General features: G+C 71.6%; 20 protein-coding genes and 1 other RNA gene. 11 read left to right on the forward strand and 10 right to left on the reverse strand.

The genetic code is table 11. From position 1 onward, the window contains the following. Positions 1–19: 19 nt before the first annotated feature. The 5 genes from ACU6WY_RS10900 to ACU6WY_RS10920 form a co-directional block, all read right to left on the reverse strand. Positions 20–754, reverse strand: a complete 735-nt coding sequence (locus ACU6WY_RS10900; RefSeq protein ID WP_483819675.1) for an HAD family hydrolase — start codon at positions 752–754, stop codon at positions 20–22. An 81-nt stretch (positions 755–835) separates the two neighbouring features. Beyond that, on the reverse strand, positions 836–1,996 hold the full coding sequence (nagA, locus tag ACU6WY_RS10905; protein WP_483819676.1) for an N-acetylglucosamine-6-phosphate deacetylase: 1,161 nt from the start codon (positions 1,994–1,996) through the stop codon (positions 836–838). 10 nt (positions 1,997–2,006) lie between these two features. Further along, positions 2,007–3,239, reverse strand: a complete 1,233-nt coding sequence (locus tag ACU6WY_RS10910) for an acetate/propionate family kinase (RefSeq protein WP_483819677.1) — start codon at positions 3,237–3,239, stop codon at positions 2,007–2,009. Beyond that, complete coding sequence (gene pta / locus ACU6WY_RS10915; protein ID WP_483819678.1) at positions 3,236–5,371, reverse strand: phosphate acetyltransferase; 2,136 nt, start codon at positions 5,369–5,371, stop codon at positions 3,236–3,238. The genes ACU6WY_RS10910 and pta overlap by 4 nt, the downstream gene beginning before the upstream one ends. A gap of 58 nt (positions 5,372–5,429) precedes the next feature. Then, positions 5,430–6,197 carry a DeoR/GlpR family DNA-binding transcription regulator gene (locus ACU6WY_RS10920; protein WP_483819679.1) on the reverse strand — a complete coding sequence of 256 codons (768 nt, stop codon included), beginning with the start codon at positions 6,195–6,197 and terminating at the stop codon, positions 5,430–5,432. Between the two features lie 39 nt (positions 6,198–6,236). Between ACU6WY_RS10920 and ACU6WY_RS10925 the strand changes: the two genes are divergently transcribed. Further along, the gene (locus tag ACU6WY_RS10925; protein ID WP_483819680.1) at positions 6,237–6,602 is read left to right on the forward strand and encodes a DUF4406 domain-containing protein; all 366 of its coding nucleotides are present in this window, start codon (positions 6,237–6,239) and stop codon (positions 6,600–6,602) included. Then, positions 6,599–7,267, forward strand: coding sequence for an NUDIX domain-containing protein (locus tag ACU6WY_RS10930; protein ID WP_483819681.1), 669 nt, complete (start codon positions 6,599–6,601; stop codon positions 7,265–7,267). Before ACU6WY_RS10925 ends, ACU6WY_RS10930 begins: the two co-directional genes overlap by 4 nt. A gap of 27 nt (positions 7,268–7,294) precedes the next feature. Here ACU6WY_RS10930 and ffs read toward each other — a convergent pair. Continuing rightward, positions 7,295–7,391: signal recognition particle sRNA small type (gene ffs, locus ACU6WY_RS10935), an RNA gene on the reverse strand. Between the two features lie 53 nt (positions 7,392–7,444). Continuing rightward, a complete protein-coding gene (locus ACU6WY_RS10940; RefSeq protein ID WP_483819682.1) occupies positions 7,445–7,891 on the reverse strand; it encodes a MarR family winged helix-turn-helix transcriptional regulator in 447 nt (148 codons plus the stop codon). Between the two features lie 76 nt (positions 7,892–7,967). Between ACU6WY_RS10940 and ACU6WY_RS10945 the strand changes: the two genes are divergently transcribed. The 4 genes from ACU6WY_RS10945 to ACU6WY_RS10960 all read left to right on the forward strand — a co-directional run bounded on the left by ACU6WY_RS10945 (position 7,968) and on the right by ACU6WY_RS10960 (position 11,910). Next, complete coding sequence (locus tag ACU6WY_RS10945; RefSeq protein WP_483819683.1) at positions 7,968–8,906, forward strand: SDR family oxidoreductase; 939 nt, start codon at positions 7,968–7,970, stop codon at positions 8,904–8,906. 5 nt (positions 8,907–8,911) lie between these two features. Continuing rightward, positions 8,912–9,796 (forward strand): amidohydrolase family protein, encoded by an 885-nt coding sequence (locus ACU6WY_RS10950; protein ID WP_483819684.1) that lies wholly within the window; start codon positions 8,912–8,914, stop codon positions 9,794–9,796. A gap of 17 nt (positions 9,797–9,813) precedes the next feature. After that, positions 9,814–10,266: a MaoC family dehydratase gene (locus tag ACU6WY_RS10955; RefSeq protein WP_483819685.1), complete on the forward strand. Its 453-nt coding sequence runs from the start codon at positions 9,814–9,816 to the stop codon at positions 10,264–10,266. 96 nt (positions 10,267–10,362) lie between these two features. Next, positions 10,363–11,910, forward strand: a complete 1,548-nt coding sequence (locus tag ACU6WY_RS10960; protein WP_483819686.1) for an acyl-CoA synthetase — start codon at positions 10,363–10,365, stop codon at positions 11,908–11,910. On the opposite strand, the gene ACU6WY_RS10965 is transcribed toward ACU6WY_RS10960, so the two are convergent. Then, complete coding sequence (locus ACU6WY_RS10965) at positions 11,907–12,503, reverse strand: PadR family transcriptional regulator (RefSeq protein WP_483819687.1); 597 nt, start codon at positions 12,501–12,503, stop codon at positions 11,907–11,909. The genes ACU6WY_RS10960 and ACU6WY_RS10965 overlap by 4 nt on opposite strands. Positions 12,504–12,603: 100 nt before the next feature. Here ACU6WY_RS10965 and ACU6WY_RS10970 point away from each other — a divergent pair, with 100 nt between their 5' ends. Together ACU6WY_RS10970 and ACU6WY_RS10975 are read left to right on the forward strand one after the other, a co-directional pair. After that, entirely contained in the window at positions 12,604–13,683 is a 1,080-nt protein-coding gene (locus ACU6WY_RS10970; protein WP_483821908.1) for an aromatic ring-hydroxylating dioxygenase subunit alpha, read from the forward strand. Then, on the forward strand, positions 13,684–14,670 hold the full coding sequence (locus ACU6WY_RS10975; protein ID WP_483819688.1) for a PDR/VanB family oxidoreductase: 987 nt from the start codon (positions 13,684–13,686) through the stop codon (positions 14,668–14,670). Between the two features lie 6 nt (positions 14,671–14,676). On the opposite strand, the gene ACU6WY_RS10980 is transcribed toward ACU6WY_RS10975, so the two are convergent. Then, on the reverse strand, positions 14,677–15,324 hold the full coding sequence (locus tag ACU6WY_RS10980; protein WP_483819689.1) for a helix-turn-helix domain-containing protein: 648 nt from the start codon (positions 15,322–15,324) through the stop codon (positions 14,677–14,679). Between the two features lie 34 nt (positions 15,325–15,358). After that, complete coding sequence (locus ACU6WY_RS10985; RefSeq protein WP_483819690.1) at positions 15,359–16,846, reverse strand: APC family permease; 1,488 nt, start codon at positions 16,844–16,846, stop codon at positions 15,359–15,361. A 202-nt stretch (positions 16,847–17,048) separates the two neighbouring features. Here ACU6WY_RS10985 and ACU6WY_RS10990 point away from each other — a divergent pair, with 202 nt between their 5' ends. The 3 genes from ACU6WY_RS10990 to ACU6WY_RS11000 are packed head-to-tail and all read left to right on the forward strand — an operon-like array spanning position 17,049 to position 21,071. Further along, positions 17,049–18,524, forward strand: a complete 1,476-nt coding sequence (locus tag ACU6WY_RS10990) for an APC family permease (RefSeq protein ID WP_483819691.1) — start codon at positions 17,049–17,051, stop codon at positions 18,522–18,524. A 41-nt stretch (positions 18,525–18,565) separates the two neighbouring features. After that, a complete protein-coding gene (locus ACU6WY_RS10995) occupies positions 18,566–20,572 on the forward strand; it encodes a primary-amine oxidase (protein ID WP_483819692.1) in 2,007 nt (668 codons plus the stop codon). Between the two features lie 4 nt (positions 20,573–20,576). Next, the gene (locus ACU6WY_RS11000) at positions 20,577–21,071 is read left to right on the forward strand and encodes a hypothetical protein (protein ID WP_483819693.1); all 495 of its coding nucleotides are present in this window, start codon (positions 20,577–20,579) and stop codon (positions 21,069–21,071) included. Positions 21,072–21,101: the final 30 nt, after the last annotated feature.

Genomic DNA, 21,101 nt, shown 5'->3' on the forward strand with positions numbered 1-21,101 from the left:
AGTCGCGCGAGGCGACGGCTCAGTCTACGAACGCCTGGAGGTCGTCGACGACCACGTCGGCCCCCGCGGCGGCGAGGTCATCGGCACCGACCCCCCGGTCGACGCCGACGACGAGCCCGAAGCCCGCCGACGACGCCGAGGCGACGCCGCTGAGCGCGTCTTCGACGGCGGCCGAGCGCGCCGGGTCGACGCGGAGCATGCGGGCCGCCTCGGCGAACACGTCGGGCGCGGGCTTGGAGGCGAGGTGGTCGCGCTCGGCGATGACGCCGTCCATCACCACCGGAAAGCGGTCGCGAATACCCGCGGCCTCGAGGACCTCGACAGCGTTCTTCGAGCTGGACACCACCGCGATCGGGGTGCCGGCGGCCTGGAGCGCGTCGAGGACCGCGACCGACCCGGGGTACGGGGCGATGCCCTCGGCGCGGAGGATGCGCGAAAATACGACGTTCTTGCGGTTGCCGACGCCGCACACGGTGTCGAGCGACGGGTCGTCGGAGGGATCACCCCAGGGCACCTCCACATCGCGACTGCGCAGCAGGCTCGCGACGCCGTCGTAGCGCTTCTTACCGTCGACGTAGTCGAAGTAGTCACGCTCGGTGTAAGCCGGCTCGATGCCCCACGCGGTGAACAGCTCGTCGAACATCTCTTTCCACGCCCGCATGTGCACCTCGGCGGTCGGGGTGAGAACCCCGTCGAGGTCGAACAGCACGGCGTCGTACGCGGTGAGGTCGGGCAGGTCGCGGCTCTCGGTCACGGCGGACTCCAGATCAGGCGGCGGGTTGGGCGGGCGCCCGGAGCGCCGCTCCCCCAGCGTACTGGCGGAGGGGCGCGATTCTCACCGGTCTGCGACGGCGAGCGCCCGCCCGCCGATCCACACGCGGGACGGATGCCACGCGGCATCCCACCAGACGAGGTCGGCGAGCGCGCCCTCGGCGACGTGACCGATGTCGGTGCGCCCCAGCGACCGGGCGGCACTCTCGGTGCACGCGGTCAGGACGGCGGCCGGGTCGAGGCCCGCGGTGATCATGCGGCGCACACCCTCGTCGAGCACGATGCCGGATCCGGCGATCGTGCCGTCGGGGCGTCGGCCGAGACCGGTGTCGTCGACATCGACGGGCTGCCCGCCGAACGTGAGGCGGGTGCCCGGTTCGAGACCGGCGGTCACGATCGCATCGGTCACGCCCACGATCCGTCGCCCCGCCGCCGCCAGGGCGAGTGCGATGACGGTGGGATCGACGTGGTGGCCGTCGAGGATGGTCCCCACGAAGAAACGGTCGTCGGCGAGCACCGCTCCGGGCACGCCGGGCTCGCGCGCCGCGAGGGGCCGCTGTGCGTTGAACACGTGGGTGCACATCGTCGCTCCCGCGTCGCCTGCGGCGTGCACCTCTGCCGCGGTCGCGTTGCTGTGGCCCACCGCGGCGATGACACCCTCTTCGGTCAGGCGCCGGACGGCGTCGAGCCCACCCGGCAGCTCGGGGGCCAGTGTGACCGTACGAAGCGCGGCGCGCACCCCGGGCGCGGTCAGCAGGGTGTCGACGTTCTCGCGCGTCGGAGGAAGGAGAAGGGCGGCCCGGTGAGCACCCGCCCGGACCGGAGAGAGGAACGGCCCCTCCACGTGCGCCCCGAGGACGCGGGCGACCGGTTCGTCGGCGAACGCGTCGCGCGCACGGCCGATCCGATCCACGGACGCCGCCAGATCGTCCAGGGGCGCCGTGATCACGGTGGGTTGCACCCCGGTGACGCCGCGAGAGGCCAGTCCCGCGAGCAGCGTTCGCCATTCCCCGGGGTCGGCACCGGCGACGTCGATGCCGAACGACCCGTTGACCTGCACGTCGAGCAGCCCCGCGGTGAGGGTGCCGCCGACGAGGTCGATGTCGACAACGTCGCCCTCGCGCGCCGGACGGACGGTCCGGATCTGCGAGCCCGTGAGCTCGAGCACCATCGGCCCGACGAGCGCGCCCCCGACGAGGGCGCGGGCGGCGCGCAGGCGCGTCACGGCGGTGCGCTCAGGACGCGACCGACAACGTCTGCCGGGCGATCTCGAGCTCTTCATTGGTGGGAACCACGAGCACCGCGACGGGGGAAGCGTCGGTGGAGATGCGGCGGATGCCGCGCCCCCGCGCCGCATTGCGCTCGGGGTCGAGCTCGACCCCGGCGAAGCCGAGCGTGGCCACGGCCTCGGCCCGGACGCGGGCGGCGTTCTCGCCGACGCCGGCGGTGAAGGAGACGACGTCGACCCCGCCGAGCTGAGCGAGGTAGGCGCCCGCGTAGGCGCGCAGACGGTGGATGTAGACGTCGAAAGCCAACTGGGCGTGCGGGTCGCCGGCGTCGCAGCGGGCGGTGAGGTCGCGCATGTCGGACACCCCCGCGAGCCCCTGGAGCCCGGAGCGCTTGTTGAGCAGCGCATCGAGATCGGCGATCGACAGGTCGGCGCGGCGCGCGAGGTGGAACAGCACCGCCGGGTCGAGGTCGCCCGACCGCGTGCCCATGACGAGGCCTTCCAACGGGGTGAGCCCCATCGACGTTTCGACCGAACGCCCACCCTCGATCGCGGTGACCGATGCGCCGTTGCCGAGGTGGAACACGATCTGCCGCAGTTCGGTCAGCGGCCGGCCGAGGAAGGCGGCGGCGGACTCGCTGACGAACTTGTGGCTGGTGCCGTGGAAACCGTAGCGACGGATGCGGTGCGCGTCGGCGAGCTCGCGATCGATGGCGTAGGTGTACGCCGCCGGGGCCAGCGACTGGTGGAACGCGGTATCGAAGACGGCGACGTGCGGCACCGACGGGAACGCCTTCTTCGCGGCGACGATCCCCGCGAGGTTGGCGGGGTTGTGCAGGGGCGCGAGAACCGACAGCTCGTCGATGTTGATCTCGACGAGCGGGGTGACGACGGTGGGCTCGAAGAACCGGGCGCCGCCGTGCACGACGCGGTGCCCCACCGCCACCGGCGGGCGCTCCTCGAGCGAGGGCCCGTGCGCGGCGAAGGCCTCGAGCATGACGGCGAAGCCCGCCGTGTGATCGGGGATCTCACGCTCGATGGTGGACGTGGCATCGGTCACCGTCGGCGCGGGACCGTCGGCGGGCGCGAGGACCGCGGCGGTGACCGTGTGGGTGGCCACGCCCACCCCCTCGCCGATGCGCTCGACCAGCCCCGAGGCGAGGACCCGCTCGTGCTCCATGTCGAGCAACTGGTACTTGAACGACGACGAACCGCTGTTGACAACCAGCACGACGCTCACGAGGCGCTCCCCTGGGCCTGGATCGCGGTGATCGCGATCGTGTTGACGATGTCGTCGACGAGAGCCCCGCGCGACAGATCGTTGATGGGCTTGTTCAGGCCCTGCAGCACCGGCCCGATGGCGACGGCGCCCGCCGAGCGCTGCACGGCCTTGTAGGTGTTGTTGCCGGTGTTGAGGTCGGGGAAGACGAACACGGTGGCCCGCCCCGCGACCTCGGAGTTGGGCATCTTGGCCTTCGCCACCGCGGCGTCCGCCGCCGCGTCGTACTGGATGGGACCCTCGACCAGCAGCTCGGGCGCGCGCTCGCGCACCAGGGCCGTGGCCGAGCGGACCTTCTCGACGTCGGCGCCGGTGCCGGATTCTCCCGTCGAGTACGACAGCATGGCCACGCGCGGCTCGATGCCGAACTGCGTCGCCGTCGCCGCCGACGACACCGCGATGTCGGCGAGCTGCTCGCTCGTGGGGTCGGGGATCACCGCGCAGTCGCCGTAGACGAGCACGCGGTCGGCCAGGGCCATGAGGAACACGCTCGAGACGACCGAGACACCGGGAGCGGTCTTGATGATCTCGAACGCCGGGCGGATCGTGTGGGCCGTGGTGTGCGCGGCACCCGAGACCATGCCGTCGGCGAGCCCGAGGTGCACCATGAGCGTGCCGAAGTACGACACGTCGGTGACCGTGTCGGCCGCCTGGGCGTAGGTGACGCCCTTGTGGGCGCGCAAGCGCGCGTACTCGGTGGCGAACTTGTCGACGTGGACGGCGTCGAAGGGGCTCAGCACTTCTGCGTCACGGATGTCGATGCCGAGCTCGATCGCGCGACCGCGCACCTCGATCGGCTCGCCGAGGATCGTGAGGTCGGCGATGCCGCGCGCGAGCACGGTGGCCGCGGCCCGCAGCACCCGGTCGTCGGTGCCCTCGGGCAGAACGATGCGGCGACGGTCGCTGCGCGCGCGGTCGACCAGGCCGTACTCGAACATCAGCGGCGTCACGACGCTCGGGCGGGCAACGCCGAGCTCCCGCGTGAGCAGCTCGGTGTCGACGTGGCGCTCGAACATCGCCAGCGCGGTGTCGTATCGGCGCTGGGAGTCGGCCGCCAGACGCCCGCGGGTGTTCATGATGCGCACGGCGGTGTCGTAGGTGCCGAGGTCGGTAGCGATGATCGGCAGCGAGGAACCGAGACCGTCGATGAGGCGCACGATGGCGTCGGGGAGCTCGAAGCCGCCGTTGAGGACGATGCCGGCGAGCGAGGGGAACGTGCCGGAGGCGTGGGCCAGCAGGGTGGCCAGCAGCACCTCGGAGCGGTCGGCGGGAATGACGATGACCGCCGACTCCTTCAACCGCGGAAGGACGTTCACCATGGACATGCCGGCGACGACGACACCGAGAACTTCGCGGGTCAGCAGCTCGGGGTCGCCCTTGATGAGATCACCCTCGACCGAGCGCAGGACTCCGCGCATGGACGGGGCGATGAGGAAGCGGTCTTCGGGAAGAGCCCACACGGGGACCGTGCGTCGCCCCTGCGCGGGAGCCGCCTCCACGACCTGCCGGACGGAGGAGACGATGTCGTCGAGGTACTCGGGGTCGGCGCGGTTGATCACGACCGCGAAGACCTCCGCGCGCTCGTGCAGCAACTCGGGCATGGCCAGCGCCGCGATCTGGCCGACCTCGTTCGGGGTACGCGCGACCGAGAGCCCCAGCGTCTCGCCCTGTCCCTGCTGAGCGCGTCCGCCGAGGACGAGGAGCACGGGGGCGCCGAGGTTGGCGGCGATGCGCGCGTTGTACGCGAGCTCGGCGGGGCTTCCGACGTCGGTGTAGTCGCTGCCGATCACCACGACCGCGTCGCACTGCGCCTCGACGGCCTTGTAACGCTCGACGATGCGCCCGAGCGCCGCGTCGGCGTCGTCGCGCACGTCGTCGTAGCTGACGCCGACGCAGTCGTCGTAGGCGAGGTCGACGCCGTCGTGGTCGAGCAGCATCTCGAGGACGTAGTCGCGTTCGGCGGTCGACCGGGCGATGGGGCGGAACACGCCCACGCGCGGAGTCACCCGGCTGAGGGCGTCGAGAACGCCCAGGGCTACCGTGGATTTGCCCGAGTGCCCCTCGGCTGACGTGATGTAGATGCTCTGCGCCACCCGTTCAGCCTATTCGCGGCCGCCGACATCACAGGGGGGTTGCCTCGGCGTCGAGCGATCAGGGGCGATCAGCGACCGGGAGCAACCGGGCCCCCGCCGCGCGCAGCTGGCCCGCGAGGGCGGCAGCGGGATCGAGATCGGCGATGACGCCCGTCACGGCATCCAGCGGCAGGATGCCGAATCGCGAGGCCGCACCGAGCTTCTCGGTGCTGGCGAGCACGTACGTCTCGGCCGCGCGGGCCGCGAGGGCGCGCTTCATCGCCGCCTCCTCGGCATCCCCCGTCGACAGCCCCGCGTCGGGGTGCACGCCCGTGACGCCGAGGAAGAAGACGTCGGCGCTGATTTTCTGCGCGGCCTCGACCGCGGCGGCCCCGCACGCGACGGCGGAGTGCTTGAACACGCGCCCGCCGATGACGATGACCTCGACGTCGTGGTGCAGGAGCGCGGCGGCGATCGTCGGCGAGTGGGTGATGACGGTGCCCTCGAACGACCGCGGCAGCGCGTCGACGAGGGCGAGCGTCGTGGTCCCGCCGTCCAGAAGGATCGTCGCCCCGGGTTCGATCCGTGCGAGCGCGGCCGCGGCGACCCGCCTCTTGCTGGCCGGGGCTACGTCCGCGCGCGCGGCGTAGTCGCCGACCGCCGGCGAGGCGGGCAGGGCACCGCCGTAGACGCGGACCGCGAGACCCGCGGCATCCAGTTCCCGCAGGTCGCGCCGGATGCTGTCTTCGGAGAGCCCGAGGTCGATCGCGATGTCTTTCACCACGAGTCGTCCGTCGCGACGGAGCCGGTCGAGGAGGGCCTCTTTGCGAGCGGCGGCGAGCATCATATTCCCAGTGTTGCACGTTTCTGCACTATCGTTCCGACTATGAGCCGCCCCCTCCTGATCTTGATCGCCGGACCGTACGCTTCGGGCACCGACGGCGACCCCGCCCGCATGGCCGCGAACCTGCGCCGTCTGGAGGAGGCGGCGTGGCCGATCTTCCGCGCCGGGCACGTCCCGATGATCGGCGAGTGGGTCGCGCTGCCCGTCCTTGCGAGCGCGGGGGCGTCGGGGCCGAACGACCCGCTCGCCTCCGAGGTGCTCTATCCGACCGCGGAGCGCCTGCTGCACCACTGCGACGCCGTCCTCCGCCTTCCCGGCGCCTCGCGCGGCGCGGACCGCGACGTGGAGATCGCGCGAGAACGCGGCATCCCGGTGTACGCCTCGATCGAGGAGATCCCGACCGCATGAACGACGTACGCCCCGGCACCACCGTTCCCGACCATCGCGGCCGCACGGGCCTGCACCTGACCGGCCGCGATCTCGACCGCAACGAGCGCGTCGTGGTCGAGGACGTCGAGCTCCTCGCCGCCGGATGGCACGTCCTGCGCGCCACGACGTTCCGTTATCGCGGCGACGACGGCGCCTGGACGACCCAGAAGCGCGAGACGTACGACCGCGGCAACGGCGCGACGATCCTGCTCTACGACCCCGCCCGGCGCACGGTGCTGCTGACGCGGCAGTTCCGCTACCCCGTCTACGTCAACGACCACCCCGACGGGATGCTCATCGAGACCGCGGCGGGGCTCCTCGACGATGACGATCCGCTCACCGCGATCCGCCGCGAAGCCGAGGAGGAAACGGGGGTCGTCGTCACCGAGGTGCAGCCGGTGTTCGAGGTGTACATGAGCCCCGGCTCGGTCACCGAGCGACTGCACTTCTTCGCCGCCGCGTACGACGGCGCCGCGCGCGTCGGCGACCGGGGCGGCCTGGTCGAGGAGGGCGAGGAGATCGAGATCCTCGAGTACGACATCGACGCGGCGCTGCAGATGGTCCGCGACGGAGAGATCCAGGATGCCAAGACGATCATGCTGCTGCAGTGGGCGGTGATCGACGGACCGTTCGCGCGCCGCTGAGGGCGCGGCATCCGGATCCGCGGGCAAAGAAAAGACTCTCCGCGCACCCGGTAGAGCCTGGTTACCCTTGCTACGTTTCCGTCCTGGGGGAGTTGGCCTGGATGCCGCCGCGCGGAGAGCCGACACGAGTCTACCCGACGGGCGAGCCCGCGCACGCCCCGGGCGGAGGCGCGGGGCTCAGTCGGGGAACGCCACGCGCCGCAGCAGCGCCGTGAGCTGTCGTCGCTCCGCGTCGTCGAGTCCGGCGTGCAGCTCGCGCTCGGCCGCCAGGATCGCGGGGCGGGCCTCGTCCACGAGGGCGCGACCCGGCGCGGTGATCACGACGACGTTGGCGCGGCGGTCGCGCGGGTCGGGCTCGCGCGTCACGAGACCGCGGCGCTGCAGGTCGTCCACGAGAGCGACGACCTGGCTCGGATCCAACCGCAGATGATCGGAGACCTCTCGCTGCGAGGGACGCGTCTCTCCCGCGGCGAGCGCGAGCACCGAGTACGACCGCACCCGCAGGCCGAGGGGTGCGAGCGCGCTGTTGCCCGCGGCGATGGAGAGGGCGTTCGCGCGCGCCATGAGGAAGCTGAGCTCGTCGTCGAGGTTCACGGGCGCGTCGGGGGCGGGCGTGGAGGTCACTCTCCGATGGTAGCGAACTCAATGATTGACATTATCAATCGTTGAGTTTAGAAATGGTCTCGACGGAAGGATCCCCATGACCAGCGCACCCCTCCTCGACGGCAAAGTTGCCGTCGTCACCGGCTCGGGCCGCGGCCTCGGCCTCGCCTACGCCCGCGAACTCGCCCGCCACGGCGCCGCCGTCGTCATCAACGACGTCGATGCGGCGACCGCGGCCGAGGCCGTCGCCACGATCGAGTCCGACGGGGGCCGCGCGGTCGCGGTCGTCGCGCCCGTCGGACCCACCGCTACGGCCCAGCAGCTCGTCCGTACCGCCGTCGACACCTTCGGCGGTCTCGACATCCTCGTCACCAACGCCGGAGTCCTGCGCGACACCGTGCTGTGGAAGATGAGCGACGACGACTTCGACACCGTGATCGGCGTGCACCTGCGCGGCACCTTCACGTGCGTGCGCGAAGCGGCGATCTGGATGCGCGAGAACGGCGTCGCCGGGCGGATCATCTGCATCGGCTCCCCCACCGGTCAGCGCGGCAACTTCGGCCAGACCAACTACGCCGCCGCAAAGGCCGGCATCGTCGGCATGGTGCGCACCTGGGCGCTGGAGCTGAAGAGGGCCGGGATCACGGCGAACGCCGTCATTCCCGTCGCCGCCACCGCCATGACCGCGACGGTGCCCTACTTCGCCGCCGCCGTCGAGGCCGACGCCGCCGGGGAGCCCATGCCCGCCTTCTTCCGTCACGACCTCGGCTTCGGCACGTCCGACGATGTCGCGGGGCTGATCGCCTATCTCGCCTCGGATGCCGCCGGTGCGGTGACCGGCCAGGCGATCGGCATCGGCGGGGACCGCCTGCAACTGTGGACGCACCCCGAGCCGGCCGCCACCGCCTACCGCGACGGCGGCTGGACCGCCGAGGCCCTCGCCACGGACTTCACCGAGGCGGTCGGCCCCCTGCAGGGGGTCGGGGAGAGCTTCCCGCCGCTCCCCGACGACCTGCGTCGCGACCCCGCGCGGTGACCGGCATGACCCGTTACGAGCCCGCGATCGACGTCGCGGCCCTGACCGCGATCGACATGCACGTGCACATCGAGGTCGATGGGCACGCGCACGCCTCGCTTCCCGACGACCTCGCCGAAGCGGCCAGCCGGTACTTCTCCACCGACGGCCCCCGCCCCGACCTCGACAGCATCGCCGCGTACTACCGCGAGCGGCGGATGGCGGCGGTGGTGTTCACCGTCGACGCCGAGACGCAGCTGCGGCACCCACCGATCTCCAGCGCCGAGGTCGCCGCGGGAGCGGCACGCCACGCCGACGTGCTGATCCCCTTCGGATCGGTCGACCCGCGCCGCCCCGACGCCCTCGACCGCGCGCGGCGCCTGATCGACGAGAGCGGGGTGCGCGGATTCAAGTTCCACCCCACCGTGCAGGGCTTCGACCCGAGCGATGAGGCGCACTACCCGCTCTACGCCGAACTCGAGACCGCGGGAGTGGTGGCCCTCTTCCACACCGGCCAGACCGGGATCGGCGCCGGGATACCGGGGGGCAGGGGTCTGCGCCTGGGGCTGTCGAACCCGATGCTGCTCGACCCGGTAGCCGCGGACTTCCCCACCCTGCAGATCGTGATGGCCCACCCGTCGGTGCCGTGGCAGGACGAGGCGATCTCGGTCGCCACGCACAAACTGAACACCTGGATCGACCTGTCGGGGTGGAGCCCGACCTACTTCCCCGATCAGCTCGTGCGCGCGGCGAACTCCTTCCTCCGCCAGCGCATCCTCTTCGGCAGCGACTTCCCGCTCCTGACGCCCGATCGCTGGATGCGCGACGTCGAGGCGACGGCGCTCAAGACCGAGAGGATGCCCGGCATCCTCCGCGACAACGCCGCGCGCCTGCTCGGCCTGACCCCCTGACCCGAACGGAGAACACCATGACCACGACCGTCGCCTACGCCGACATCGCCGGACTCGCCGGCACCGACCTCGGCTGGTCGGACTGGCTAGAGGTCACGCAGAGCCGTGTCGACCTCTTCGCCGACGCCACCGACGATCACCAGTGGATCCACACCGACCCCGAGCGCGCGAAGGACGGCCCCTTCGGCGGGGCGATCGCGCACGGCTACCTCAGCCTGTCGCTCACGGTAAAGTTCTGGACCGAGTTGCTCGAGGTGACGGGCGTCACCACCAAGGTCAACTACGGTCTGGACAAGGTCCGCTTCGTCTCGCCGGTGAAGGTCGGTGCGCGCGTGCGCATGAACGCCATCATCGCCGAGGTGACCGAGGTGCGCGGGGGCTACCAGCTCGCCGTGGACCAAACGATCGAGGTCGACGGGAGCGACAAGCCCGCCGTCGTGGCCCGAGGGCTCTACCGCTTCTCCGCATGACACCCCGCCCGCGCGCGCCGACCCCGGCGCCGCGCGGGCGGCATCCCCTCCGCTCCCGGGCGCACCGCGGCGCCCTCTCCCTCGATGAAGAGAACGATGAGCACACCCGGACTGGGCGCCTGGCTTCCTCGCCGCCGCCTCAAGCACCCCGATAAGACTGCCCTGATCTTCGGCGACGACCGGCGCGTGAGCTACGCCGACCTCGCCGACGCCGTCGAACGCTCCGCCGCCGTCCTGTCCGGGCGCGGGATCGGTCGCGGCGACCGCGTGGCCTACCTCGGCGAGAACGCGCCCGAGTTCCTCTTCCTCCTCTTCGGCGCTGCGCACCTCGGGGCCGTCTTCGTGCCGGTGAACACGCGTCTGGCCGCACCGGAGATCGCCCACGTCCTCGCCGATTCGGGCGCGCGTCTTCTCGTGCACGATCCGGCGTTCGGCGACCGCGTGGACGCTGCCCTGGCCGACGGCACGCTCGGCGGCGACGCCGCCCCGCACGTCGTGCGCACCGGAGCCTCGGGACGCGACGGCGAGCCCGGTCTCCAGCGCCTCCTCGCCCTCGTCACCGAGGTGCCCGCGCCGGCGCCGACCGGACTCGACGACCCCGCGGCGCTGGTGTATACCTCCGGCACCACGGGTCGCGCGAAGGGCGCCGTGCTCACCCACGGCAACCTCACGTGGGTGTCGGTGAACACGATCATCGACTACGACCTCGTCTCCTCCGACGTCTCGCTCATGATCTCGCCGCTCTTCCACGTCGCGTCCCTCGGCATGGGGGCGCTCCCTGCGCTGATGAAAGGCGCGACGGTCGTGCTCGAGGCAGGCTTCGAGGCCGGGCGCGCGCTCGATCTGATCGAGCGCCACGGCATCACGGTGGTCTCGGGCGTTCCCACCACCTACCAGCTCATGGCCGACCACCCGGAGTGGGCGACGACGGACATCTCGAGCCTGCGCACCCTGACGTGCGGCGGCTCGGCGGTGCCGCCGCGGATCCGCGAGGCGTACGAGGCTCGGGGCCTGTCGTTCACGCAGGGGTACGGCATGACCGAGACCTCCCCCGGGGCGACGAGCATGTCGGCATCCATGACCCGCCAGAAGGCGGGGAGCGTGGGACTGCCGCACTTCTTCACCGACGTGCGGGTGGTCGGAGAGGACGGGATGCCGGTGCCCGCCCGCACCGTGGGCGAGATCCACGTGCAGGGGCCCAACGTCTTCGCGGGCTACCACGGCCAGCCCGAGGCCACCTCGGCCGCGTTCGCCGCGGACGGCTGGTTCCGGTCGGGCGACCTGGGCTATCTCGACGAGGACGGCTACCTCTACATCGCCGACCGGCTGAAGGACATGATCATCTCCGGCGGCGAGAACATCTACCCCGCCGAGGTCGAGGGGCTCATCGCCGGGCTCCCCGGGATCACGGGCGTCGCGGTCATCGGCATCCCGGACGAGAAGTGGGGAGAGGTGCCGATCGCCCTCGTGACGGTCGCGGACGGGGCGGTGGTCGACACCGAGACCGTGCGCGCGGCCCTGTCGGGGCAGATCGCGCGGTACAAGATCCCGAAGGCGGTGACGATCGTCGACGACCTGCCCCGCACGGCCTCGGGAAAGGTGCGCAAGGCCGAGCTCCGGGCGCGCCTGCTCGCCGGCTCCTAACGGGGCGCGCTGCCGCTCTCGATCGCCTCGACGAGGGCGAGGCCGCGCTGGGCCCAGGCGATCTCGTGGTCGGCGCGGGCCACGAACCCCTCGTAGGCGAAGACCTTGAAGGCGACGATCGCCGCGGGGTCGTGCACGGTGTCGGTCTCGAGGCGTCGCGCCACGATCGGATGCGTGCGCGCGCGGATCGCGTCGAGCTGGCCCTGCCACAGCTCGCGCCGCACCTCGTAGTGCGCGATGTGCTCGCGCAGCCGCGCGCGGGCGGCCTCCGGCTCGGCCCACTCGAAGTAGGCCGCGCGCAGGAGTGCGGGGTCGCGGTCGGCTCCGTACACGACCGGTTGCTCCATCCACTGGCGCAGGTCGTCGACGCCCTCGTCGGTGATCGTGTACTGCGTCTTGGTGGTGGCGCTCCCCCACGGCACCGCTTCGTCGCGCAGGAGGCCGTCGGCGACCATGCGCTTGAGCTCGGGGTAGATCTGCGAATCGGGGGCGTGCCAGACGTGTCCGACCGAGCCGTGAAAGGCCTTGGCGAGGTCGTACCCGGTCATCGGCTGGGCGGTCAGCAGCGCCAGGAGCGCGTAGCGCAGGCTCATTGCCTCTCCCCTCTTGCGATGTGGCGTGCGCCCACGCTATCTTCCTCTCAATATCTATGGTGATAGTTATTGAGGACGAGGAGGTCCCGTGACCGAAACGATGGCGGCGAAGCTGCTGGATTACCCCCGGAACGCCTGGTACGTGGCGGCGTGGGACCACGAGGTGGGCCGCAAGCGCATCCTCGCCCGCACGATCGCGGGGCGCCCCCTCGCGCTGTACCGCACCGAGGACGGCACCGCGGTGGCCCTCGCCGACGCGTGCTGGCACCGCCTCGCACCCCTGTCGCAGGGCGCGCTGGTCGGTCCGGAAGACATCCGATGCCCGTACCACGGCATCACCTACGACTCCCGCGGCCGCTGCACCTCGATGCCCGCCCAGGAGACGATCAACCCCAGCGCGCTCGTCCCCTCCTTCCCCGTCGTCGACCGCTACCGCTACGTGTGGGTGTGGGTGGGTGATCCGGCACTGGCCGATCCCGACCGCATCCCCGACATGCACCAGATGACGCACCCCGACTGGACCGGCGACGGACTCACGATCCATGCGCCCTGCAACTACCAGCTCATCCTCGACAACCTCATGGACCTCACCCACGAGGAGTTCGTGCACTCCAGCAGCATCGGACAGAAGGAGCTGAGCGAATCGGAGTTCGTCACCCGCCACACCGACGACACCGTCACCGTCGAACGCTGGATGCGCGACATCGAGCCGCCGCCCTTCTGGCTGAAGAACATGCGCGACAAATTCCCGGGATTCTCCGGCCGCGTCGACCGCTGGCAGATCATCCACTTCGAGGCCCCCTCGACGATCCGCATCGACGTGGGCGTGGCCAAAGCCGGCACCGGCGCCCCCGAGGGCGACCGCTCGCAGGGCGTCAACGGCTACGTCATGAACACCATCACCCCCGAGACCGACCGCACCAGCCACTACTTCTGGTCGTTCCAGCGCAACTACCGCCTCGACAGCCAGCTCATCACGACGCAATTGCGCGACGGCGTGCACGGCGTGTTCGGCGAAGACGAGGCGATGCTCGCCGCCCAGCAGGCCGCGATCGACGCCAACCCCGACTATGAGTTCTACAGCCTCAACATCGACGCGGGCGGCATGTGGGTGCGGCGGCTCCTCGAGCGGATGCTGGCGGCAGAGGGCCGCGAGCGGACGCCGGCGGCGGTGGGCTGAGTGGCCGTTTCGCACCGCGCAGTCTGGCAGGGCGGCACGGTCGCCGCCGCGCGCGACCTCACCCCCGAGATCCGCCGGATCGAGATCGACGTCGACTCCCCCGTCCGGGTGGAGCCCGGCGCACACCTCGACGTGCGCGTGCGGATCGCCGGGCGCGACGAGCAGCGGTCGTATTCGATCGTGGATGCCACGCCCGACGGCGCCCGGGTGGCGGTGAGCGTCTTCACCTCACCGGTGAGCCGCGGCGGCGCGGCCCGAATGAACGCGCTCCGCCCCGGCGACCGGATCGCGCTGACGCAGCCGTTGAACGACTTCCCGCTCCGCCTCGGCGCGCGCCGCTACGTGCTCATCGCCGGCGGCATCGGCATCACGGCGCTCCTGGGCATGGCCGAACGGCTCCGTGCCGCCGGAGCGGACTACCGACTTCTCTACCTCGGTCGCAGCCGCCCGCTCATGGCCTACCTCGACGAACTGCGCGATGTCCACGACGACCGACTCGACGTGCACGTGCGCGACGAGGGCACCTCGATCTCGGTGCCCGCGCTGGTGGACTCCGTCGAACCGGGCACGGAGGTGTACGTGTGCGGGCCGATCCGGTTGATGGATGCCGTGCGCCGGGCGTGGATCGTACGTGGCCTCCCCGCGGCCGACCTGCGCACCGAGACGTTCGGCAACAGCGGGTGGTTCGACCCGCAACCCTTCACCGTCCGCATCCCCGCCCTGGGCCTGGAGACGACCGTCGCCCCGAACCAGTCGATGCTGGAAGCCCTCGAGGCCGCGGGAGCCGACATGATGTACGACTGCCGCAAGGGCGAGTGCGGGCTCTGCGAGGTCCGGGTCACCGGGCTCGACGGCGAGATCGACCACCGCGACGTCTTCTACAGCGAGCGCCAGCGTGACGCCCGCACCAAGATGTGCTGCTGCGTCTCGCGGGTGGTCGCCCCCGGCGGGACCGCACCGGGGGTCATCACGATCGTGTCGAGCTGAGGCCGGTCACACCACGAGCGGCGCGAGGGCGCGCACGGTGGGTTCGAGGGAGCGGATCACCTCAGCGGGCTCCTCGACCCGGTGACGGGCGCCCGAGAATCCCAGTGCGCCCACCGTCGCCCCGGTCTCATCGCGGATCGGGAGGGCGAGGCATCCGGTCGTCGGGGCCACCTCCCCGCACTGCCGGGTGACGCCGAAGCGGTGGTAGTCAGCCTCGACGGTCGTGTCGACACCGGCCCCGCTCGTGATCAGCAACAGGCGCCCCAGCGCATACCGAGCCGGTTCGCGGGTCATCCGTGCCTCGTCGGAGAGCGGGAAGTCGGGGTCGGCATCGACGACCACCAGTCGCCCCTCCAGAAACAGCACCACGTGCACGCCCCCGCGCACCGCCCGCCGGGCCTCGGCGAGCACCGCCCGGGCGGCTGACGGCAGCCGCGTCGGGGCGGCGACCACCCCGGTCAGCTGCGCGACGCGGGCGCCGAGGGCGAACCCGGTCAGGTCGGGCGTGCGCACGAGGTACTCGTCCTCGACGAGGAGGTTCAGCAGCCGATAGGTCGTGGCCCGGGGAAGCCCCAGCTCGGTCGAGATGCGCTGCGCGCTCGCCCCGGCGCCGAGGTGGGCCACCGCCTCGAGCACCGCCAGCGCCGAACGCACCGCCCCCGGCTGTCGCGCCGAAAGCCCCGCCCGCTCAGGCATCGCCCCGGTGGCCCGGTGGGGCGACTCCCCCGAGCACCTGGGCGGCCACGGGCTCGTCGTACGCGCCGATGGGGCGAGAGCGTCGGCGACGTCCTGCGAAGGCGACGATCACCGCACCCACGAGGCCGACCGCGGCAACGCAGATCACGCCCACCCCATCGGTTCCGACGACGAGGAACGCCACGAGCGCGGCGGTCAGGGCGGCGGCCGAGACCATTGCGACCACCGCGGGCCAGATCGTGAACTCACCGATCCGACGCAGAAACACGGGCGCGGCGACGCACACGAGCACGTACGCGGTGATGTACCCCGTCGCCCCGACGGCCAGGGTCGCCTGCATCGCCTCGCGTATGTCGACGCCCGTGATCACCAGCGCCACCGGCACCGCCGCGACCACCGGAAGCGCCACGGCGATCGCGGCGATGGGCGTGCGCAGGCGCGGGTGCGTGCTCCCCAGGCGCGCGGGCAGCACGCCGTCACGGCTCATGGCGAACAGCACCCGCACGAGGGCGGTCATCGTGCCGATCGCACACGCCAGGAACGACGCCGCGATCCCGATGTCGGCGGCCACGCCCCAGGGTCCCAGCCCGAACGCCCCGGCCAGATCGTTGACCGGCGACGCGCTGGCCGCCAGATCCAGCCCCAGCGCGTGGAAGCCGGACACCTGAGTGACCGCCGCCAGCACGTAGACGGCGCCCGAGATCAGCACCGTCCCCGTGATCGCGCGCGGCACGTTGCGCAGGGGGGCGACCGACTCCACGCCGAGCGTCGCCGCCGATTCGAACCCCACGAAGGCCGTCAACGCCACGACCGCGCCCGCGGCGAGCGCCACCGGATCCACGGGACCGGGGGCGACGGCGGCGACGATGTCGGCGGGACCGATGAAGACCAGCAGAACCCCCAGCAGCACCACGATGAGCGCGACCGACAGGGCCTCCACGACGAGGGCGACGCGCGCCGACAGGCGGATGCCGGAAACGAGCACCACCGCGACGAACACCGCCTCGCCCAGCAGCGCCACCGTCGTCGTGGCCCCGCGATCGACACCGGGCCACACCCCCGCGACGAGATAGCCGAGGTAGTACGCGCCCCCGAGAAGGGCGAACATCGCGATCGCGCCGTAGCCGACCACGATCGCGGCGCCGGCCGTGAGCCCCGCCCGTTCGCCGAGCCCGCGGGCGGTGTAGGTGTACAGCGCGCCGGCGGCGGCGAACCGTCGAGCGAACTGCGACATCGTGCGCGCGACGCCGAAGCTCAGCACCGCGGCCGCGATGATCGCGGCGACGGTGGCGCCGGGGGCGACGCCCGCCACGAGCAGCACGACCGTCGTCGCGGCGGCGGCGGGGGCGACCGCGGCCACCGATTGCGCCGCCAGGTCGACGATGCCGATGGTGCGGCGCTCCAGGCCGTGCAGGGGCGATCGGTCGCCGAACCCGGCGACGGGTGCGGGCCGGGCGATGGCGCGGGCAAGTGCGGTCATGGTGCTCCCCGTGTACTCGCTGCGACCGTACGACGTCGCCGTTGCACCCCGACGACGCCGATGTTTCGCGCGCGTGTCGGCGAATGAGACGGCGCGGCGACCCCGGTCCCACTCGGAGTGCGGGCGGTTTCACACCGGCTACATCGTGCGGCAACGCCGGGGGAGGACTCTCGGTTGCGCACCCGACTCGAAAGGCTTCGACATGACCCAGCTCGAATCGACGGGGGCCGCGGCAGCGACACCCCGAAAGCTGAGCGGCTCGCTGGGCGTCACGGCGATCATCTTCATGGTGGTCGCCGCCGCCTCCCCGCTCACCGTCGTCGGCGGCGCAGCCCCCCTCGGCATCCTGATCGGAAACGGCGTGGGCTACCCCAGCCTGTACGCCGTCAGCGCCGTCATCCTGGTGCTGTTCGCCGTGGGCCTGGCCGCGATGACGCGGCACGTTCCCCGCCCCGGCGCGTTCTTCACCTACATCGGCTACGGCCTGGGACGCCCCTCGGGGCTGGCCGGCGCGTGGATGGCGATGCTGACCTACACCACCGTCCAGGTCGCGGTGTACGGCTACATCGGTTACCTGCTGAGCGTCACGGTCGTCTCGCTCGGAGGCCCCGCCCTCCCCTGGTGGCTGTACGCGCTGGCGACGGTCGCGCTCGTCGGCCTCCTCGGCTACCGCCACATCGACCTGTCGAGCAAGGTGCTCGGCGTGCTGCTGATCGCCGAGGTCGCCATCGTGCTGGTCCTCGTCGCCGCGGTCGTCGTCAACGGCGGTCCCGAGGGCCTCAGCCTGGCGCCGTTCGAGCCGTCCAACGTGCTCAGCGGGTCGCCGGGCGTGGGACTGATGTTCGCCATCGCCGCCTTCATCGGCTTCGAGGCCACCGCGATCTTCCGCGACGAGGCCCGCGACCCCGACCGCACCATTCCGCGTGCCACCTACGGCGCCGTGATCGGCATCGGGATCTTCTACACCCTTTCGGCGTGGGGTCTGGTGATGGCGTGGGGCCCCGGCGGCGTTCTGGAGGCGGCGGCGGAAGACCCCGGCACGCTCGTTCTGCGCACCGTGGCGATCTACCTCGGCGCCGTGGGCGAAGTGATCGTGAACGTGCTGCTGCTGACCTCGATGTTCGCGTGCGTGCTGTCGTTCCACAACGTCATCACCCGGTACCAGCACGCGATGTCCTCCGCCGGCGTCCTGCCCGACCGCCTGGCCGGCGTGCACGCACGGCACCTGTCGCCCCACGCGTCCTCGCTCGTGCAGACCGCGACCGCGGGCCTCCTGCTGGCGGCCTTCGCCGTCCTCGGCCTCGACCCGCTGCTGCAGGTGTTCACGTGGTTCTCCGGCGTGGCCACGGTGGCCATCGCGGTGCTCATGGCGGCGACCTCGATCGCGGTCATCGTCTACTTCGCCCGCAACCGCACCGACCGACGCGTGTGGAACACCGTCGTCGCCCCCGCCCTCGGCTTCATCGGTCTCGCCCTGTCGGCCGCGGTGATCGTGGCCTACTTCCCGGTCCTGGTCGGCGACGTGGACGCCGACGGTTCCCCCGTCTTCGGCGGGCTGACCTGGTCGCTGCTCGCCCTGGTCGTGGTCGTCCCCGCGTTCGGATACGCGCAGGCGACCTGGATCCGCCGACGCCGTCCCGCCGCCTACGCCAAGCTCATCGACGCCATCGCCGGCTGAGCCTCGTCGTCCCCCTCACCCGCTCCACCTGGAAAGACACCATGACCCTCACTGATTCCACTGTCTCCGCCTTCACCGCCCCGGCCGCGCCCGCGCACCCGTTGGCGTCGCTCACCCCCGAGGAGATCACCGCCGTGCGCGCCGTGGTCGCCGGCCTCGACGGCATCGACGAGGCCACCCGTTTCGCGTACGTCGGCCTCGAGGAGGCTCCCAAGGGCGAGGTCCTCGCCTGGGAGCGCGGCGAGGCCCCCGCTCCCGAGCGCCGCGCTCGTGTGCAGCTGCTGAACCTCCGCACGGCCCACTCCCTCGACCTCGTCGTGTCGCTCGCGACCGGCGGCGTGCTGCGCTCCACCGAGCTCGACGGCTCCGACGGCCAGCTCCCGATCCTGGATGCCGAGTTCGAAGAGGTCGGCGTGATCGCGAACGAGAGCGAAGAGTGGATCGCCGCCCTCGCCGCGCGCGGCCTCACCACCGACGACGTCGTGCTCGTGCCGCTCTCGGCCGGCCACTACGGCTACGAGAACGAGGTGGGCCGCCGCGTGCTCCGCACCTTCGCGTTCCGGCAGGACCACCCCGCCGACCACCCGTGGGCGCACCCCGTCGACGGGCTCACCGCCTACATCGACGTCGCGGCCCGCGCGGTCATCGAGATCGTCGACACCCCCGGATTCACCGTGCCCGAGACCCACGGCAACTTCGACGATCCCGAGCTCCAGGGCCCGCCCCTCGAGGGGCTGAAGCCGATCGTCATCACCCAGCCCGAGGGGTCGAGCTTCACCGTCGACGGCGAGCACGTCACGTGGGGCGAGTGGGATCTGCGCATCGGTTTCGACACCCGCGAGGGTCTGATCCTGCGCCAGCTGTCATTCGCCGGGCGCCCGGTGATGTACCGCGGCTCGATCAGCGAGATGGTGGTGCCCTACGCCGACCCCGCCCCCAACCGCTTCTGGCAGAACTACTTCGACACCGGCGAGTACCTCTTCGGCCGCTACACCAACGAACTCGAACTCGGATGCGACTGCGTCGGCGACATCACCTACGTCGACGCCGTGCTCTCGGACGAGAACGGGATGCCGCGCACGATCCGCAACGCGGTCTGCATGCACGAGGAGGACTTCGGCTCCCTCTGGAAGCACAGCGACATCTTCACCGGCTCCAGCGAGGTCCGCCGCGCCCGCCGCCTGGTCATCTCCTTCTTCACCACCGTCGGCAACTACGACTACGGGTTCTACTGGTACCTCTACCTCGACGGCACGATCGAGTGCGAGGCCAAGCTCACCGGCATCCTGTTCACCTCCGCCTACCCGGGCGAGGGCTACCCGTTCGCGTCGGAGGTCGCCCCGGGCTTGGGCGCTCCCTACCACCAGCACCTGTTCTCGGCGCGCCTGGACATGACCGTCGACGGCGTCGCGAACGTCGTGAACGAGATCGACGCGGTGCGTCTGCCGATGTCGGCAACCAACCCCGCCGGCAACGCCTTCACCAAGAAGGTCACGCCGATCACCTCCGAGAAGGTGTCCGGCCGCGTTGCCGACGGCGCGGTCAACCGGGTGTGGCAGATCGCCTCGACCGACAAGACCACCGAGCGCGGCCAGGCGACGTCGTACGTGCTCTTCCCGACCGAGACGCCCGTGCTCTTGGCCGACGACGAGTCCTCGATCGCGGCCCGTGCCGCCTTCGCGACCAAGAACCTCTTCGTCACCAAGTACGACCCTGCCGAGCGCTACGCGGCGGGCGACTTCGTCAATCAGCACCCCGGTGGGGCCGGCATCCCCGACTTCATCGCCGGCGACGAGCCGCTCGTGGGCGAGGACCTCGTGCTGTGGCACACGTTCGGACTCACGCACTTCCCGCGCAACGAGGACTGGCCGGTGATGCCCATGGACTACGCCAAGTTCACGCTGAAGCCGTACAACTTCTTCGAGCGCAACCCCGTGCTGAACGTGCCGGCCCCGGAGAGCGCGCACTGCTCGCCGGCCGCGCACGTCACCGGCCACGGCGACGAGGGGCACGCGGCGCACGGACACGACGGCGCGCACCACTGCTGAGTCGATGAGCGAGATCCTCCACCTGTGGGCGGTCGCCCCCGCCGCGATCGGAACGTGCTGTCTGGCCGCCGATCGCGCGCGGGTGCGGCCGCCCGAGGTCATCGCCTCGGTGCTCATGCTCGCGGCGATGCTCGATGCGGGCCTGTTCGGCCTGCTCGCGCCGGTGTACTGGACGGCGCTCCTCCTCGGCGCGGCGCTGGCCCTGGCCATGTGGCGGTCGCCCCGGAGTCGGCGGCGCACCCGGGTTCCGGCGGCGATGACCATGCACACCACGCTCGGACTCATCGCGATGGCGGGACTCCCGCTCGCGATGGGAGGGCACGGCACGGCCGCGGGCCACGCCCACGGGATCGCGCTCGGTCCCCTGCTTCTGGTGGGGGCGCTGGGCTACGCGGCGCTGTCGGTGGCCCTGATGGGCCGCATGCGCGCCCGCCTCGACCGCGCGCAGCTGGGCGCCATGGGCCTGTCGGTGGTGCTCATGGCCGTGGCCCTGGTGTGACGCACACGGCGCGGTGCCCCTCGCGGGCGC

It is taken from the genome of Microbacterium sp. ZW3a (assembly GCF_057167165.1).